General features: G+C 68.3%; 19 protein-coding genes and 1 tRNA gene. 6 read left to right on the top strand and 14 right to left on the bottom strand.

The window, feature by feature from the left end; translation table 11 throughout:
- The first annotated feature begins 112 nt into the window (after positions 1-112).
- Positions 113-186 (top strand) — tRNA-Gly (locus EAO75_RS33160).
- Between the two features lie 79 nt (positions 187-265).
- Here EAO75_RS33160 and EAO75_RS33165 read toward each other — a convergent pair.
- The 10 genes from EAO75_RS33165 to EAO75_RS33210 form a co-directional block, all read right to left on the bottom strand.
- The gene (locus EAO75_RS33165; RefSeq protein WP_147998874.1) at positions 266-1,432 is read right to left on the bottom strand and encodes a tyrosine-type recombinase/integrase; all 1,167 of its coding nucleotides are present in this window, start codon (positions 1,430-1,432) and stop codon (positions 266-268) included.
- Positions 1,432-1,644 (bottom strand): excisionase family DNA-binding protein, encoded by a 213-nt coding sequence (locus EAO75_RS33170; RefSeq protein ID WP_147998875.1) that lies wholly within the window; start codon positions 1,642-1,644, stop codon positions 1,432-1,434. The genes EAO75_RS33165 and EAO75_RS33170 overlap by 1 nt, the downstream gene beginning before the upstream one ends.
- Positions 1,641-2,960, bottom strand: a complete 1,320-nt coding sequence (locus EAO75_RS33175) for a replication initiator (protein WP_147998876.1) — start codon at positions 2,958-2,960, stop codon at positions 1,641-1,643. Before EAO75_RS33175 ends, EAO75_RS33170 begins: the two co-directional genes overlap by 4 nt.
- A gap of 134 nt (positions 2,961-3,094) precedes the next feature.
- On the bottom strand, positions 3,095-3,340 hold the full coding sequence (locus EAO75_RS33180) for a SpdD protein (protein ID WP_147998877.1): 246 nt from the start codon (positions 3,338-3,340) through the stop codon (positions 3,095-3,097).
- A gap of 25 nt (positions 3,341-3,365) precedes the next feature.
- Positions 3,366-3,560 carry a hypothetical protein gene (locus tag EAO75_RS33185; protein ID WP_147998878.1) on the bottom strand — a complete coding sequence of 65 codons (195 nt, stop codon included), beginning with the start codon at positions 3,558-3,560 and terminating at the stop codon, positions 3,366-3,368.
- 15 nt (positions 3,561-3,575) lie between these two features.
- The gene (locus EAO75_RS33190; protein WP_147998879.1) at positions 3,576-3,767 is read right to left on the bottom strand and encodes a mobile element transfer protein; all 192 of its coding nucleotides are present in this window, start codon (positions 3,765-3,767) and stop codon (positions 3,576-3,578) included.
- Positions 3,768-3,779: 12 nt separating this feature from the next.
- On the bottom strand, positions 3,780-4,415 hold the full coding sequence (locus EAO75_RS33195; protein ID WP_147998880.1) for a DUF2637 domain-containing protein: 636 nt from the start codon (positions 4,413-4,415) through the stop codon (positions 3,780-3,782).
- An 88-nt stretch (positions 4,416-4,503) separates the two neighbouring features.
- On the bottom strand, positions 4,504-5,817 hold the full coding sequence (locus tag EAO75_RS33200) for an FtsK/SpoIIIE domain-containing protein (RefSeq protein WP_147998881.1): 1,314 nt from the start codon (positions 5,815-5,817) through the stop codon (positions 4,504-4,506).
- Entirely contained in the window at positions 5,817-6,173 is a 357-nt protein-coding gene (locus EAO75_RS33205) for a hypothetical protein (protein WP_147998882.1), read from the bottom strand. Before EAO75_RS33205 ends, EAO75_RS33200 begins: the two co-directional genes overlap by 1 nt.
- A gap of 168 nt (positions 6,174-6,341) precedes the next feature.
- Positions 6,342-7,130 carry a GntR family transcriptional regulator gene (locus EAO75_RS33210; RefSeq protein ID WP_147998883.1) on the bottom strand — a complete coding sequence of 263 codons (789 nt, stop codon included), beginning with the start codon at positions 7,128-7,130 and terminating at the stop codon, positions 6,342-6,344.
- 107 nt (positions 7,131-7,237) lie between these two features.
- Between EAO75_RS33210 and EAO75_RS33215 the strand changes: the two genes are divergently transcribed.
- From EAO75_RS33215 to EAO75_RS33225, 3 genes are read left to right on the top strand one after another with little or no spacing between them, the layout of a single operon-like run.
- The gene (locus tag EAO75_RS33215; protein WP_147998973.1) at positions 7,238-7,645 is read left to right on the top strand and encodes an NUDIX hydrolase; all 408 of its coding nucleotides are present in this window, start codon (positions 7,238-7,240) and stop codon (positions 7,643-7,645) included.
- Between the two features lie 46 nt (positions 7,646-7,691).
- Entirely contained in the window at positions 7,692-8,120 is a 429-nt protein-coding gene (locus EAO75_RS33220; RefSeq protein WP_147998884.1) for an ATP-binding protein, read from the top strand.
- Complete coding sequence (locus tag EAO75_RS33225) at positions 8,114-8,506, top strand: hypothetical protein (RefSeq protein ID WP_147998885.1); 393 nt, start codon at positions 8,114-8,116, stop codon at positions 8,504-8,506. Before EAO75_RS33220 ends, EAO75_RS33225 begins: the two co-directional genes overlap by 7 nt.
- On the opposite strand, the gene EAO75_RS33230 is transcribed toward EAO75_RS33225, so the two are convergent.
- Together EAO75_RS33230 and EAO75_RS33235 are read right to left on the bottom strand one after the other, a co-directional pair.
- Positions 8,503-9,177 (bottom strand): SMI1/KNR4 family protein, encoded by a 675-nt coding sequence (locus EAO75_RS33230; RefSeq protein ID WP_147998886.1) that lies wholly within the window; start codon positions 9,175-9,177, stop codon positions 8,503-8,505. The genes EAO75_RS33225 and EAO75_RS33230 overlap by 4 nt on opposite strands.
- 1,322 nt (positions 9,178-10,499) lie before the next feature.
- The gene (locus EAO75_RS33235) at positions 10,500-11,375 is read right to left on the bottom strand and encodes an SDR family oxidoreductase (protein ID WP_147998887.1); all 876 of its coding nucleotides are present in this window, start codon (positions 11,373-11,375) and stop codon (positions 10,500-10,502) included.
- Positions 11,376-11,646: 271 nt separating this feature from the next.
- On the opposite strand from EAO75_RS33235, the gene EAO75_RS33240 reads away from it, so the two are divergent.
- Entirely contained in the window at positions 11,647-12,033 is a 387-nt protein-coding gene (locus EAO75_RS33240; RefSeq protein ID WP_261989522.1) for a hypothetical protein, read from the top strand.
- Positions 12,034-12,260: 227 nt separating this feature from the next.
- A complete protein-coding gene (locus EAO75_RS33245; protein WP_147998889.1) occupies positions 12,261-12,725 on the top strand; it encodes a hypothetical protein in 465 nt (154 codons plus the stop codon).
- A 292-nt stretch (positions 12,726-13,017) separates the two neighbouring features.
- Here EAO75_RS33245 and EAO75_RS33250 read toward each other — a convergent pair whose 3' ends face one another.
- The gene (locus EAO75_RS33250) at positions 13,018-14,061 is read right to left on the bottom strand and encodes an ABC transporter ATP-binding protein (protein ID WP_147998890.1); all 1,044 of its coding nucleotides are present in this window, start codon (positions 14,059-14,061) and stop codon (positions 13,018-13,020) included.
- Positions 14,058-15,614, bottom strand: a complete 1,557-nt coding sequence (locus tag EAO75_RS33255) for an ABC transporter permease (RefSeq protein ID WP_147998974.1) — start codon at positions 15,612-15,614, stop codon at positions 14,058-14,060. The genes EAO75_RS33250 and EAO75_RS33255 overlap by 4 nt, the downstream gene beginning before the upstream one ends.
- Positions 15,615-15,735 lie beyond the last annotated feature (121 nt).

The raw sequence follows: 15,735 nt of genomic DNA on the forward strand, positions 1-15,735 counted from the left end.
AACACACTCAGACCCCACGGCGTCAGCGCCGGGGGCCGGTGATGAGGTACAGTGACCAGGCGATCGGACACCGCCCGGATGATCTCGAATCTTCCCAAAGCGGGCGTCTTACGCGGGTGTAGTTTAATGGTAGAACATCAGCTTCCCAAGCTGAGAGCGCGAGTTCGATTCTCGTCACCCGCTCCATGCGAAACCCCCAGGCCAGCGGCCCGGGGGTTCTTTGTTGTCTAGACCGGTGCGCGGGGCGCGCACCACAACCGCACCATTAGCCTTCGGCGGCCTCCGCACTGTGGTGCGCAGGGTTGTCCTTGTGGTGCTTCGCACGCTCCGCACGCACCAGGTCGTCGAGCCCTGAGGCCACCTCGCGCTGCCGCTCTTCGTCGGAGTGCTGATAGATCAACGCGGCCTTCTCGGAGGACTGGCCGGCGCGAACCATCGTGTCCTTGAGGGTGGCTCCAGAGCGGGTCGAGAGGGTGTGCCCGGTGTGACGAAGGTCGTAGAAGCGAAAGCCGTCCGGGAGACCGACAGCAGCACGAGCCCGCCGCCACTTCCGGCCGAAGGAGGTCCGGCGGAACGGAGCTCCCTTCTCACCCACGAACACCAGACCGTCGGGTCCCTTCTCAGCGAACCAAGCGACGTGCTGCTTCACCTCCTTGTGGAGGAAGGCCGGGAGAACGACAGCCCGGACGCCGGCGTCGGACTTGGTCTCACCGGGAGCCCTTTTGCCGTTGGTCCGCTCCGGCTCGGCGACACGGACACGGAGCACCAGGTTGTCGACGTCGACGTCCCGGCGACGCAGGCCCGCCAGCTCCTCGGGGCGCATCGGGCCATACGCACCGAGGTAGACCATGAGGCGCCAACGGATACCGATCGCTTCAGCGAGGGCGTCGCCCTGGGCGACGGTGGCGATACGACGTTCGGTGGCTGACTCCTTGCCCGCACCCTTGATGCGGCATGGGTTGCGGGTGACCAGGTCGTCGTCGACGGCGGTCTCCATGACGCCCTTGAGGAGGCGGTAGGCCTTGGCGACGGTCGTCTTCGCCTTGGTGGTGCGGAGGCGTTCAGCCCACCACTCGCGCACTCGCGGAGCCGTGATCTCGTCCAGGTCCAGGGCGCCGAAGGTCGGGAGGATGTACAGCCGGAGGAGGTGCTTGTACAGGTCGTCGGTACGAACGGCCAGCTCCCGTTCCTCGACCCACTTCTCGGCGTAGACACGGAAGTTGACCACCCCAGCATCGGGAGCACGCCAGTCCCCTCGGGTCAGGTCTGCCTCGACCTGGGACAGCCAGACTTCCGCGTCCTTCTTGGTCTCGAACGTCTCCTCCGCGCGGATGCGCTCACCGTCAGGTCCGAGGTACGACGCCGTCCAACGGCCGGACCGATACTGCCGCACGGCACCGAACCTGCGGCGTCTCCCCTTCTTGTTGGCCATCAGGCAGCCCTCCGAAGTCCGGTGCGACGGAGCCTGATCGGCTCGACAGTGCGGGAGTTGATGAACTCCTCGACTGCGCTCTCCGGGATGCGGACATGCCGGCCGACCTTCACGTACCGGATGCGCCGCTCCTCGATCAGCCGCCGAGGGAATCGGGCGGTCGTGCCGAGCAGCTCGGCGACCTGGTCGACGGACAGGTACCGGTCGTTCATGCGGTGGGCTCTCCTTCCGTTCCGGGGGCGGGTTCAAGGGATGCAGCAAGCCAGGCTTCAGCGTCGGTGAGGCCGGTACCGGCGAAGACCCAGTGGGCGAGGACGTATGTCGTCCCCTGCTCGCCTTCGGGGTTGTTGGCCATTGCTTGCGCTCGGCGCCATTCGGCGCGGGCGTCGCGGAGGGCACCGAGGGTGGTGGAGTAGCGCCGGGACTTGGTGGAGAAATGGCCGCGGAAGCCGAGCATGTGGGCCCAGGCCCGCAGGCGGAGGTGTTCCAGTTCCTTGCGCGCGCCGAGGGTCCACGCGGTTCGGATCAGACGGCGGGCGTGGTCGCTGAGGTCGAGTTGGGCGAGTTCGGCCACGAACTTCAGGGGGCGGTCGAGAGCTCCCGTGGCCGTTTCGGCGCCCTTGGTGGCGTACTTGGCGATGTACGCGGCGACGGCCCGCTCGGTCAGCTCCTGGCCGTCGTTGAAGTCGGCGGATCGGATGGTGCGGACGTCGAGTTGGCGGCCGAAGGTGAAGGTGTGGGCTCGTCCGGAGATAACCGGACCGTCCACGCGGACCTTGTTTGTGGCGGTGCGAATGGCATCGGTGAGCAACTCGGCAGTCGCGCAGGCCGGGGGCGCGGTGTCAGCGCCGCCGGGGCCGTCGATGCGTATGACGGCGTGGAAATGGACGGCGCCCCGCTTCTGGTATTCAGCGACTTTGGCGAAGGAAACGCGGGCGTGCTCGCGGAATCGTCGCTGGGACAGGCCCACACGCTTTGCGACTTCTCGGCGCAGGTACGTCGAGAAGCGCCGCCAGAGCTGGCCGGCGTGCGCGTTCCAGAGCACTGCCGCTTCGTAGTCGTAGGTGTGCGGGTCGAGGGGCGTGCCGAGTGCGTCGTCGTCCTGGTCGTGGAGGACGCCGCAGCGGCAGGGGCGGACTGTTCCGGGGGGACCGGTGGGGCGGTTGTGGACCGGGCCGAAGCTCGGTGCCGTGAAGGTGGCGAAGACGCGCGGGTGTGCGGCGACGTCTTCAGGGGTGCCCTTGCCACCGCGCAGCCCCGAGGTGATCAGGTGGAAGGTGTCGCGGCGGTAGACCTCCGCGCAGGCCGGGCAGCGAGTCGTACGACGGTTGTTGCACCGGACGAGGAGCTGACCAGCTGGCAACGCCGCCGAGTCGAGGTGCTGGAGGACTCGGCCGATCTCACCGGTCGTGGTGTCGATGGCGTACTCGGTGCGGTGGCCGTCGAGGCGGATCGGGTGAGTGCAGCCGCCAAGGCCGGAGAGCTGGCGGAGGGTACCCGGCAGTGCACCGTCCGAGGCCAGGTTCATCAGTTCCGGCAGTGGGGGCGGAGAGGTGCGGGTGAAAATGGCATTCTCCTTCTGGCTGGCTCGGTCGGGAGGAATGGGCCCCCGGGGCGGCGGATGCTTGGCCGTGTCGCGCCGCCCCGGAGGTCATGCATCGTTCAGCGCCTGTGGTGGTCGCGAAGCAGGGAGCGCAGGACCACGGCGGCGATGGCCACGGAGATGGCCGAGACGGCGACGGCCGCCAGGAGCGCGGTGAGAACCACGCCACCCGTGATCACGGCCACGACGGCTCCCGTGCTGATCGAGACCTGCGGGAGCGAGCGCCCGACCGGCGTCGGAGTAGTCGGCGTGTGGACGTGCGCGGGCGACGGGGTCGGGTTGTCGGGGTACTTGGGCAGGAGCACAGCGAACCCTTTCTCATCTACTCGTCTAGTCATGTGAGCCGTTTATGACGTCCACGCCGGAGCGCGTGCCGGACTCGATTGCTGGGGCCATGAAGGTGTGGGAGAGCCAGAAGCCGAAGAGGGCGATCAGGACGACGATCCAGGTCCGGACACCGAGGAACTTGACCGCTCCCCAGGCGAAGAAGCCGAGGACGACGACGAGCGGAAGGCTGACAGTCACGGGTGCGGGGTCCTTTCAGCAGACGGGGCAGCGGTGGGTGCGAGCGGCCAGCTCGGCGGCAGCCCGACTGTCGTAGTCGGAGGAGAAGCCGCAGCGCGGAGCCGTACAGGCAGCGGTGTGCTTCTCTCGGCCCTGGCCGTCGTACGAAGTGCCGACCTGGACGGGGCCGATGCGTACGACGTTGCGGAAACGGCGGTTGGCAGTCACGTGGGTCTCCTTTCAGAGCTGTGCGGCGATGGCTTCGGCCATGGGCGCCGGGACGCCGAGACGGGCGCGCAGGGTTGGGGTGTCGATGGGCTTTCCGGTGCGGGTGTGGTGCTCAGCGGCGACCTTGCGGGCGTGGTCGACCAGGGCAGTTGGGGCCGGGACAGTGGGGTGCTCGGGTTGCACTCCGAGGGCTGGTTGGGTTGGCCCTGGGGCGAGTTCGGGCCCGTCTTCCTGGTCCTCGGTGGCCTCGACGTCGAGCTCGGTTTCGGTGTCCGGTGCCGTCGGCGGGGCGGAGTGGGCGAGGAGGGTTCCGCCCAGGAAGGCAACGGCGGGCCAGCCCGCGACGAGGATGCGCAGCCAGGCCGGCACCTCGTTCATGTCGAGCAGTCCGGCGGTGGCGACATTGGCGCCGAGGGATGCGGTGAGCGCGATGACGAACCAGCACCACCCAGCCGCTTTCGCGTCACCCGAGCGCAGCCGACGCCAGGCAGCGACGAGCAGCAGGTCGKCGCTGATCGGGTAGGCCCATGCTTTCCATCCGTCCTGTCCGGCCGCCGAGGCGATGTCGTGCAGGTGGGCGAAGGACAGCGCGGCAGCGATGAGCGCCTGGACGAGTACCGCGTCGACACGGGCCATGTGGGCGCGCATGATGCGGCTCCTTTTCGGGTTCAGGCATGGGAGGGGTAGGGAGTTGGCGTGAGGTGGTCACGCCGACCGGGTTGGGAAGGCCAGTCAGTTATGGCTGGAAGCGCTTGAGCGCGGGCAGGTCGGGCACCATGTGCGCTGAGTCCCGGCAAGTCTCGGCGGCGTCGCCGAGGGAGAGGTACGGCGTGCGGATGCGGGACCAGCCGCCGGAGGTGTCACCGGCGACGGCCAGGCCGGGACGCTCGGGGGCGATGGCGCAGGCGGCCAAGACCGCCTTGGGGGCGATGTCGCCGAGGGCCATCTTGGCGGAGGCTTCGTCGTTGACGCGGTGGCAGACGCGGCCCGTGAGCTGGGCTCGCAGCATGGTGGCACCCTTGCCGAGTTCGGCGCCGAAGCGCTGCCCGCAGACCTCCAGGTAGATACCGGCGGCACGGCCGAGCTGGGCGAGCCGGATCAGCTGGGTGACCATCTCATCGCGGCGTTGCTCGTCCTTCTTCGTGGCGACCAGGAAGAGTTCGGCCACTTCGTCAACGAACAGAACGATGGGCACGGGCCTTTCGTGCTCAGGCAGGCCCCAGATGTCAGAGGTGATCTCCTCGTCCGGAGTGCTGCGTGCCATGCCTTGCCGAGCCTTGATCAGGTCGTAGCGATCCTCCATTTCCTCAACGAGTACGGGCAGGAGGTCAGCCGCCTGCTCCGGGTCGGTGGCGAGTGCCGAAAGCCGTGAAGCGAAGGGAGCCAGCTCCACACCCCGCTTGCAGTCGATGCCGACCAGGGCGACGTGCTGACGGGCCAGCCCGGCGATCAGGTGGCGCAGGTACATGGACTTGCCGGACAGCGTGGCGCCGAGGGTGAGTTGGTGCGGGATGGTGCGGTAGTCGCGTACGAACTGGGTGGCGTCCTCTCGCAGTGCCACCGGCACCTTGAGGAACCCGCCCACGACCTTGTGGGGCATCCGCACCCGCCGCAGCACGTCGTAGCCGACCACCCGGAGCTCAACCACACCCGGCTTGAGCGTGGTGACGTAGACGCCGTGAACGCCCCAGGCATGCCGGAGCCGTTCGGCTGAGGCGGCGACGTCGGCGGGTTCCTGCCCCGGGGCGAGCCGGAGACGAAGCCGCAGACCGGTCGAAGTCGGCCGGATGATCCCCCGACGCGGCGGAACGGGCCGGACCTCACGCCGGGTGGTGGCCTTGACGGCGAGGACTCGAAGCCGGGACGGTGCGACGGTCAGGCCGCACGCTTCCATGACCGAGCCGTACGAGCTGAGCAGCCGGACTGTGGATACCGGCAGGCCGACCGTGGACCAATACGCCGCCGGGTGCTTGGCCCGGGCGTAGGCGGCCCCGCCGCCAAGTGCGGCGACAGGACCACCCACCTCCAGGAGCGTTGCTATGTCGGCCATCAGGCAGCGGCCCCCGTGGAGGCCGGGAACGCTGCCGGGGTGACGGCGGCGGCGCGGTAGGCGATGCCGTGGCGCTGCTGCCCGTTGAAGACGCTCTCCCACGGACGGGCCACCAGTCCCGGCAGCGAGACAGGCGCCCCAAGGGTCAGCCCTTCGGAGATACCGCCCTCGGGGACGGTGACCTTGATCAGCGACGACTCGCCGTCCTCGATGTAGACGACGCCGATCGTCATCAGCGCCTCACCGCTGGTCGCGTCCTTGGCGATCTCTCCGGTTTGGCGGTCGCGAACCTTGGGCTCAGGAGCCTCGGTCAGCAGGATCGTGGAGCCGGAGGTCTCAACACGGATGGTACGCAAGGGAGTTCCCCTATCTACTCGTCTATACATGATGCGGTCTACGAACCCGATCGACGGGATCGCGCAAACCACGTTGCCACACAACTTGCCCACTCGTCTATACGAGTATGCCTGTTGGGGTGTACGAGTCCGGAAATCGCCCCCGCGCGCCACCTCAAACCATGACGATCAGGTCGCCGGAAGCTGGTACGACAGCACGTACGCGTCAGCCGCCATCACCGTGTCGCAGACCTCCACGGCCCGCCCCTCCGTGTCGAAGGCGGTCCGGATCAGATGAATGACCGGCACACCGGAGGCCAGCCGGAGCGTCTTCACCTCGACAGGCGAAGGCATCCGGGCCCGGATCTCCTCCTCGAAGTGGTCGAGGCGGTGACCCAGCTCTTCGAGGCGGGCGTAGATGCCGCCGGGCCCGGGGTTCGGCTCGGCGATGGGCGTACCGCGTGCGATGTCGAGCGGCAGGTAGGAGGTAGCGAACTCCACGGGCCGTCCGTCGAGCAGATACCGACGCCGGCGGGCCAGCACGCGCCGCACGGACCCGAGCCGGGCAGAGACATCCTGACTGGCCTTCTCCTCCTTGACCTCCAGGCTGTCGACCTGGGGGTGACTGCCGGCCGCATTCGCCTCGACGATGAACGCGGACTTGCCCTGCTCCCGGTGGCGCCGGGCGAACCGGTCGGAGGCGAGGCGCCGCACGGGTGGCCGGGGCCGGACGAATACGCCCTTGCCGTGCTCGGCGTGCACGAGCCCTTCGCCCTGGAGGATGGAGAAGGAGTTCCGGACCGTCATCCGGGATACCCCGTAATGCTCGACAAGGTCAGCCTCGGAGGGCAGCTTGTCACCCTCTCTGAATCGCCCACGGTCGATGGCCTCACGCAGCTGATCAGCAATCTGCCGGAAGACCGCACGATCACTCGTGGGGTCGAGATCGCCGAGGAGGCCGGAAGGAAGAGCGCTCACGTGTACTCCTTTAGGTATCTAGACGTGTGGGCGAGTCTTGTTGCTACGGTGGAGAGCCTAGCCAGCCGAGAGGGCCGAGGAACGTGAGCACTGAACGCCCGCACTCCGTGAGCGTCGCCGGGGTCGTCATCGACACCCACGGCCGTGCCCTCTTGATCCAGCGCCGCGACAACGGCAAGTGGGAACCACCGGGCGGTGTCCTCGAACGCGAGGAGACCATCCCCGAGGCCCTCCAGCGCGAAGTCGTCGAAGAAACCGGCATCAAGATCACGCTTCCCGCGACCCTGACTGGCGTCTACAAGAACATGACAGGCTTGATCGTCTCCCTGGTCTTCCGCTGCGAAGCCGCCGACGGCACGCCCACCACCGGAAGCGAGACTCGCGCCTTGCGCTGGGCCACCCGAGAAGAAGTGTCCGAACTCGCCGACGAGGCGTACGCGATCCGCGTCCTGGACGCGATGGACGCGGCGTCTCCGCCTGCCATTCGCGCCCATGACGGCGTGAAACTCGTCTAGCCCGAACCCGCTGCACATGGCGGCCTACCAGCACGAAGGAACTTGTATGCACGAGTATACGAGTAGCGCCCGGGTCTGGGGGCTCACTTGCCCAGGATTTCCGGAAGAGGTGAGCCGGGCCCGCCGATGGACCCGCGACATCCTGCGCGGATCACCGTTAGCAGAGGACGCGGAACTGATCGTCAGCGAACTGAGCGCGAACGCGATCCTCCACACGGCCAGCGGCAAGGAATCCGGCAGCTTCCACCTGGRGCTCGCGGTCTCCCCACAGGTGATCGCACTGTCGGTCACGGACGACGGCGGTACCGGCGCGGCCCCGAAGGTCGAGCACCAGGACCAGGACGCTGAGCACGGCCGAGGCCTGGGCATGGTCAGCGTCATCGCGCACCGGGTCGTGGTCCACGAGACCGACGGCGGCCACACCGTCACCGCGGAACTCTTCGCCCACCCACGCTGTGGAGGCCACCCATGCTGATGGACAAGCCGCAGTGGGGCTACTGGTGCGAGTGCTGGACCGAGGACCTGGACCAGCAACGGCGGCCGGCACTTCTGGCATCAATCGACGCGTACTCGGCGGCACAGGCCGACAGATGGGTTGCGATCGCCCTGCGTGCGATCACTCCGGCGCTGGATTCCGAAGCGTCCGACGAGGCGTGGGACTGGCTGTACGAGGGGCGCATAGAGACGCGGCGAGCCCTCCTACGGTCGGAGCCCTGCGCCGTATCGATCACCCAAGATCGCATCCGCGTGACATGGACGATCCGCCCCGTGCTCTTCGTACCGTTGGCCCACCGCCAAGGTGTCGAACTCCCAGCCTGCGCATACGCCTTCAGGCCTGGAGCACCTGACTACCCGTCCTAGCGGCCACGCCGCACGACAGCCTCAGTCTTCTCGACCCAGCCGAGGTACCACTCCGCGAATCCGACCTGCCCAAGGGGACTGAACCGCCCGTCCCCTGGACGCTCATCGACCCACACTTGCCCGCGCTGTGGGCCAGACACGACCAGCCAGTCGAAGTAGCCGCACCCCTCGTGGCTCAGGCACACAGCGCCGGACAAGAACCAGTCGGACAGCCTCTCGTCCTCCTCCAGCCAGGCGCGGTACGCAACCTCGAAGGCGGCTTCATCCTCAAAGTCGGACTCCACGGGCTCCTTGCGCTCATGCTCGACCTGAGCACGCACACTCTCTTCCACATCCGGGAAGGGCAAGCGCAGTCGCTCGTGGACGGTACCGCCACCGGGGTCACTCCACAGCCACCCGGCATCTGTGCGGGACAGGGTCGTGAGCCCGTAGAAGGGTCCGGCACCGCCGGCGCCGACTTCGAGGAGGAAGGCCCGGTAGTCCGCAGGCAGCGAGACACCCCACTGAGCCTCTGCCTCGGCGACACCCGCCTCTGACAGCGGATCAGCAAGCCGAAAGTGGTGCCCCGTTCCCCCGTACATGTCCCACGCGCCGAAGACCTCCCGCGCCTTGTCAGCACGGGCCAGAGCCTCCACCCGCTCTCGGACGCCGCTCCAGTTCATCGCCCCCATGAACCGAAGCGTAGGCCAAGGGATCTACGCCGGGCGCACATGCAGCCAAGCCGAGACATGCGGTGTCAAGTATCAGGTGAGGCCACTGCGTCAAGCATCAACCGAGACAAGACACAGCCCACTCGCCCGACTGAGTTACAACTTTCTCTACTGGTTTCAAGGCGGCTCGCTCCGCTCCCCGCGCGCGGCCCGACCCCCGGCCGGGCCTGCGCTCCTGTCTCCGCCCCGCTCCAGCCCGGCCGGCGTCCGGGCCGCGCTCATGGCAATCAGTCGCCTGGCGTCAGAGAAGGGGGTACATCGTGGCTGGGGCGGTCGACTCCACGGCTCTAGCTCTAGAGCCCTGCCTACAGCCTCGTCCGTGAAGGGCCGTTCCTTATCCCTCGAATACTTGGTAGTCCAGGTAGTAACTCGCCTCGTCAGATCGGAAGATCGCTCGACGCCAATCCTGGCCTACCTCATCCTTTCTAATTGTATGGTGCCCGAGATGGTCGTCTGCGTCCGGCCAGTCCCTCTCGGTCAGCGAGACGATGCCTGGATCTGAGTCACCGAAGAGCACGAAGTGATTCGTGTCTACCTCCTCACCAGAATCCAGCTCGCCCGACCAAGTCTCCTGGCCATTCCACCTGATGACAGGGGTGTCATCGCCGAAAGTATCCTCTTGCTCTACGCAGCCGAGTATCGCGAAATGCACTTGCAGCGCCACGGTTGCTCGCCTTCTTCCATCGTCCGCTCATAGCCTCATACGAATGACCAGCTGTTACGGCCTCGACCACCGCCCCCGAACGCAACAGACGCCACTCGGTAGCACCTGAAGGTGCAGAGGTCATTGCCATATCCACGCTACGCCGCTACCGGCATTCCAGCAATTCCCCTATATGGCAGGGTCGTTGCACCGTCAGGTATTTCATATTCAACGTCTCCGGTACCTGTCAGACGGCGCCCGCCGGACATCCCGCATGGGAGAACACCATGCAGCACCCTTTCAAGCACCCGCTGGCAAACCAGCTAGGCACCCTGGTCTGGGCCGGCCGTCACGTTCAGTTCTGGTTGAGGCATAAGCCGACAGCGTGGTTGAGGCCGGTGGGGTACAGCGAGGCACACGCGCGCCTGGTCGGGCGGCGCACCCGCCGTCGTGGCTGGCTGTCGTCGGCTGAGGTTCGTGCCACTGCCGTGCCAGATGCAGCGGTCAGCCACGGTCAACGAGGCGGTCTGGCGGTTAGGTTGTCCGGTACCTCACCAGTCATCGAAGCCCCAGGTCACCGGCACAACACCCCAGCCTCTCTCCTAAAGCGGTGCTCAGCCAGCCCTGGGCTTGACCCGCCCTATCCGCCTCGTTCTGCTTCGTTGGCCACGAGCGGCTCCTGAAGGCTGCGGTCGTCTTCACGGAGGAACTCTTGGGCGCCGCGGAGTCTGGTCCGCAATCGCTCCTGCGTTGCACGGCTGTCGAGGCGTACGTCGAGGGCCCCGGGCAGGTTGGAATCGGCTCGTCGCCCGGCGGGCAGGTGCGCACCGTCAAGTCCTTGGTGCCGGGCGATGAGCACACCGAGGTCGTGACGGCTCAGGGCATCCCGCCCGGCGAGGTGGAACACCCCGGCCGCGTCGGACAGCGCGAGCTCCCACAGGGCGGCGGCCAGATCTTCGACATGTACCGGGCAACGGATGTCGTCGGTGAACAGGACCCCGCCACGGGTGCCGGCCGCCAAGTCATGCACCATGCGCTCGTGCCCGGACTGGCCGCGTCCGAGGATCAGCGAGGTGCGGGCGACAACGGCACCCGGCACCAACAGCCGCACCGCCGTCTCGGCTGCGGCCTTTGCGGCGCCGTAGGGAGTGACCGGATCGGGCAGACTGCTCTCGTCGTAGCGGACGTGCGCACCGGAGAACACCGCGTCACTGGAGACGTGGGCCAGGCGGCAGCCTTGCTCGGCGGCAGCCAGCGCCACGCGGATCGCGCCGTCGGCGGTGACTGCCCAGTCAGACTGGCCACTTGACACGTTGAGGACGACCGAGGGCTCAACGTCGGCGATCACCCTGGCGACGCGCGCAGGGTCCCGGACGTCAAGCGGATGCCAGGCGACACCCGAGCACCTGCCGGCACGGGAGGCGAACGTCGCGGCCGTTTGGTGCCCGGCCGCGACGGCCTGACGGACCAGTTCAGTTCCCAGAAAGCCACTGCCACCGATAATCAGGACCGTCATGGGCTGCCACGGTAGCGGAGGGGATCGGTGGTGGGCTGACTCCCGGCCGGCGCAAAGCGACGGCCGTGCCATTCGCGTGCCAGATCGAGTGGGGAACCACGGGGAACGGCGGTGACTGACACCGGAGACGCCCAGAGTCCAACGCGTCTCCGCCACAGGTCAGCCGTGTAACCGCCCGTACAGAACCCAAGCTTCCCAAGCTGAGGTTCAGCCGGGGCACAGAAGTTGGTCACGCACGTCAAGGTCGGCGCCCGTCATGGACGATGACCGCATGCGCTACTTCAACGGGACAGGCTGGCTCGCGATCTTCACCGGCACGGAGACAATGATCGGCCGGACAGTGCACGTGGACGCCTGGGAGGAGGCGACCGGCGTTGCCCTTGTAGTCGATCCCAAACGCGGTACTCGCCGTCCCGTGACGGACTACCCGGACTTCTCCCACCTCGAGCAGGCCGGCCAGGTGGTGGCAGCCATCCCAGGAGGCGGCTGGCGCGCGTACTGGAAGGATGAAGGGCCCGACGACAGCCCGTTGACCGAGCAGGTGCTCGCATGGCTGGTCACGTCCAAGGGCGGAGCCACCCCCATTACCGTCGACGCCCATGGGCATGTGGACGACGCTGAGAGCGCCGATCGCCTCATCCCACCTGGTGAGGAGTGAAACAGCCTCCGCCGGTTCACCGTCTCAGTTTCCGTCTCATTCAGCTTCGTTCACGGCCGTTCAGGCAGGACTATCTCTGGTGGCGGCTCCCACGACCGAACGCCCATGACCGCAGGTGAACGCCTAGACACTCAGCCCACCATCCCACTCCCACAGTTGGAAATCGTGTTGCCATCGGAGTCCGCTCACAGCCCACGGAGGACGGCAAGGCGTGATCAGCTTGGAGTGTGGAGACCATCATCGCCAGCGGCATAGCCGTCCTGGGAACGCTGCTTGGTTCGGGGATAACCCTGGCGTTCCAGCAGCGCACCGCCGACAAGAGCCACCAGTTCACCCGCCAGGAGAAGCTGCGACAGGAACGACTCGATGCCTTCTCCGCCTACGCCGGCGCATTGGTCAACTACCGCCGCTGCCTGGTTCACCTCTGGTTCTGCGAGCACGAACAGCCACCACCGGAGGACCCCGACACAGTACGGATCCGCGCCTACGACCTACGCTCCAACGCCCAAGAGACACTGTTCCGGGCACAGATGCTCACCGATGACGAAACGCTGAGCCAGGCCGCGGAGAACGTGCTCGCAGACATTACGACGCTGTCCAAGACAGCCAGCAGAACAGAACTCGACGATGCCAGGGTACGAACCCGTGACGACATCAGCCGACTCGTCAGAGCAGCCAAGCAACACCTATGAGGCACTTGCAGACGCGCCGGCTCGTAGTGCCCCACGCCGACAGTGACCGCACCACAAGGGCACCAGATCGAGCGGGGAACAGCGGGGAATCACGGTGAAAGCAGCCGAGCCCACAGAGGTGGCGAACCTGCCGTTCGAGCAGGTCAACGCCGACGACGGGCCCTCGATGCCCGCAGCTTCCCAAGCTGAGAGCGCGAGTTCGATTCTCGTCACCCGCTCCAGAGAGAAACCCCAGGTCAACGGCCTGGGGTTTGTTCATTGTCCAGACCGATACGGGCATGGCGAACCGCTCCTACGGGTGGAAGCCCGCCTCCCCCACGACACGGATGCCCGCCTTCTCCCCGAGGCGGACCGCGAGCAGACCCGCGACGCGGATGCCGACCGGGGTGTCGTGGCCCTCGACGGTCACGGTGACCATGGCGTCGTGGCCGTAGTAGCGGACGTCGGTGACCGTGCCCCTGACCGCGTCCTCGGAGTCCACGTCCGTCAGCCGGAGCTGCTCCGGGCGGAGTAGAACCGTGCCGGCGCGCAAGTCGCCCGGCGGGGTGGCGAGGGGTACGGGGCCCAGGGCGGTCCGGGCGGTGCCGTCGCTGTCGACGGTGCCGGGGAGCATGACGGCGTCGCCGACGAAGTCCGCGATCCAGGGGTCGGCGGGGCGGCGATAGAGGTCCTGTGGGGTGGCGCACTGGGCGACCCGGCCGTCCCGTACGACGGCGACGAGGTCGGCCGTGGACAGGGCCTCCTGCTGGTCGTGGGTGACGAGGATCGCCGTGGCGCCCGTTGCCCGCAGCGCGGCCCGTACGTCGGAGCGCACTCCCGTCCGCAGCGCGCTGTCGAGGGCGTTGAACGGCTCGTCCAGGAGCACGAGTTGAGGGCGCGGGGCGAGTGCCCGGGCCAGGGCGACGCGCTGTTGCTGGCCGCCGGAGAGTTCGTGCGGCATGCGGTCGCCGTATCCGGCGAGGCCTACCAGGTCCAGCAACTCCTCGGTACGGCGACGGCGTTCGGCCCGGTCGGTGCCCCTCAGTCCGAAGGCGACGTTGCGGGCCACGCTCAGGTGCGGGAAGAGGGCGCCCTCCTGGGGCACGATGCCGATGCGGCGGCGCTCCGGCGGGAGGTGGACGCCGGGGCCGGCGAGCAGGCGGTCGCCGAGCCGGACCGTGCCCGCGTCGGCGCGCAGGAACCCTGCGACGATCCGCAGCATCGTGGTCTTGCCGCAGCCGGAGGGGCCGAGCACGGCGGCCAACGCGCCTGCCGGGACGGTGAGTTCCAGGCCTCGCAGGACCGGTTCTCCGGCTCCGTAGGACTTGGTGAGTCCTGCGACGTGCAGTTCGTTCATGTCCGGTGCCTGCCTAGGAGGTACGAGGGGACGGCGGCCAGCAGGATCAGCGCGGCGGCGTAGGGGGCGGCCGCCGCGAAAGAGCCGGCGCCGGTCTCGGTCCACAGCCGGGTGGCGAGGGTGTCCATGCCGGTGGGGCGCAGCAGCAAGGTCGCGGGGAGTTCCTTCATGCAGACCACGAAGGTGAGCGCGGCCCCTGCGGCTACCCCGGGTGCGGCCAGCGGGACGGTCACTTCGCGCAGTACCTGCCACGGCCGTCGTCCGAGCGAGCGGGCCATGTCCTCCAGGACGGGCGGTGCCTGGAGCACGGCCGCGCGGGTGGCGGCCACCGCGACCGGCAGGAAGAGGACCGCGTACGCGCAGACCAGCAGCGGGAGTTGCTGGTAGAGGGGGTAGGCGTAGCGCACGGCGAAGAACACCAGCGCGAGGGCGACCGTGATGCCGGGCAGCGCGTGGCCCGCGTACGCCGCCTGCTCCAGCAGCCGGGCGCCGCGGCCCCGGTGCCGGGCCGCGATCACCCCGACCGGCAGGGCGAGGAGTGTCGTGAGACCCGCGCCCGCTGCCGCGACCCCGAACGTGCCCCAAGCCGTCTCCGCGAGTCCGCCCAGGTCCCGGGTGGCCGAGCTGCCGACGGCCAGCCAGTACCCGAGGGTGCCCAGCGGGAAGGCCACGGCGACGGCCGTGACCGCCCCGCACCACAGCAGGGCGAGTGGCCGCCACCGGCCGAGAGCCACCGGAACCGCCGGACGAGCGGCGCCTGTTCCGGTCCTGGCGTGCCCGGCGCGGCCCCGTGTACGCGCCTCGGCTGCGACCAGGGCGACGGTCATGACGACCAGGACGACGCTGAGGGCGGCGGCGGGGGTGCGGTCGAAGGAGGCGCGGTAGGAGGTGTGGATGGCCCGGGTGAAGGTGTCGTAGCGCATCAGGGAGACCGCGCCGAAGTCGGAGAGCACGTACAGCGCGACGAGCAGTGCCCCGCCCGCGGCCGCCGGTCGCAGCTGCGGGAGCGTGACCCGGACGAACGTCCGCAGCGGGCCGTGGCCGAGGGAGCGCGCGGCCTCCTCCTGCGCCGGGTCGATGCCCCGTAGCGCGGCGGCGACCGGCAGATGGACATACGGGAAGCTGACCAACGTCAGGGTGAGGGCGGCACCGCCGAAGCCGGCCAGTCCCGGCTCGGCCGACAGCCAGGCGAACGCGGCCACGTAACTCGGCACCGCCAGCGGCAGCGTGGCCAGCACCGACCAGGCGCGGGCCCCGGGCAGTGCGGTGCGCACGGTCAGCCAGGCCAGGGAGACTCCCAGTACCAGGGACGCCGCCACGACCACGGCGGTCAGGCCGAGGCTGCGGCCGAGGAGGTCGAGCGTGCGCTCGTCGGCGACGACGTCCCAGGCGAACGCCGGGCCGCGTTCCAGGGCGCGGACGGCGAGGTAGCCCAGGGGCAACAGGGCGAACAGGGCGGCGACACAGGCGGGGACCAGCAGGATCAGGGGCGGCCGGCGATCGGGCCTGCGGGCCTTGAGCGACGTACCAAATGCCCTGACCGGCGTACGCAATGCCCTGACCGGCGTACGGAACCAGCGAGACGTACGGCCCCCGCTTGCCTCACGCACGTGCTCGCGCCCGGCCGGGGCCGGGGCTCCGGTCGGGCGCGAGCTGGATGGCGATGTGGGCACG

The sequence above is a fragment of the Streptomyces sp. UW30 genome, assembly GCF_008042075.1.
GTDB lineage: Bacteria > Actinomycetota > Actinomycetes > Streptomycetales > Streptomycetaceae > Streptomyces.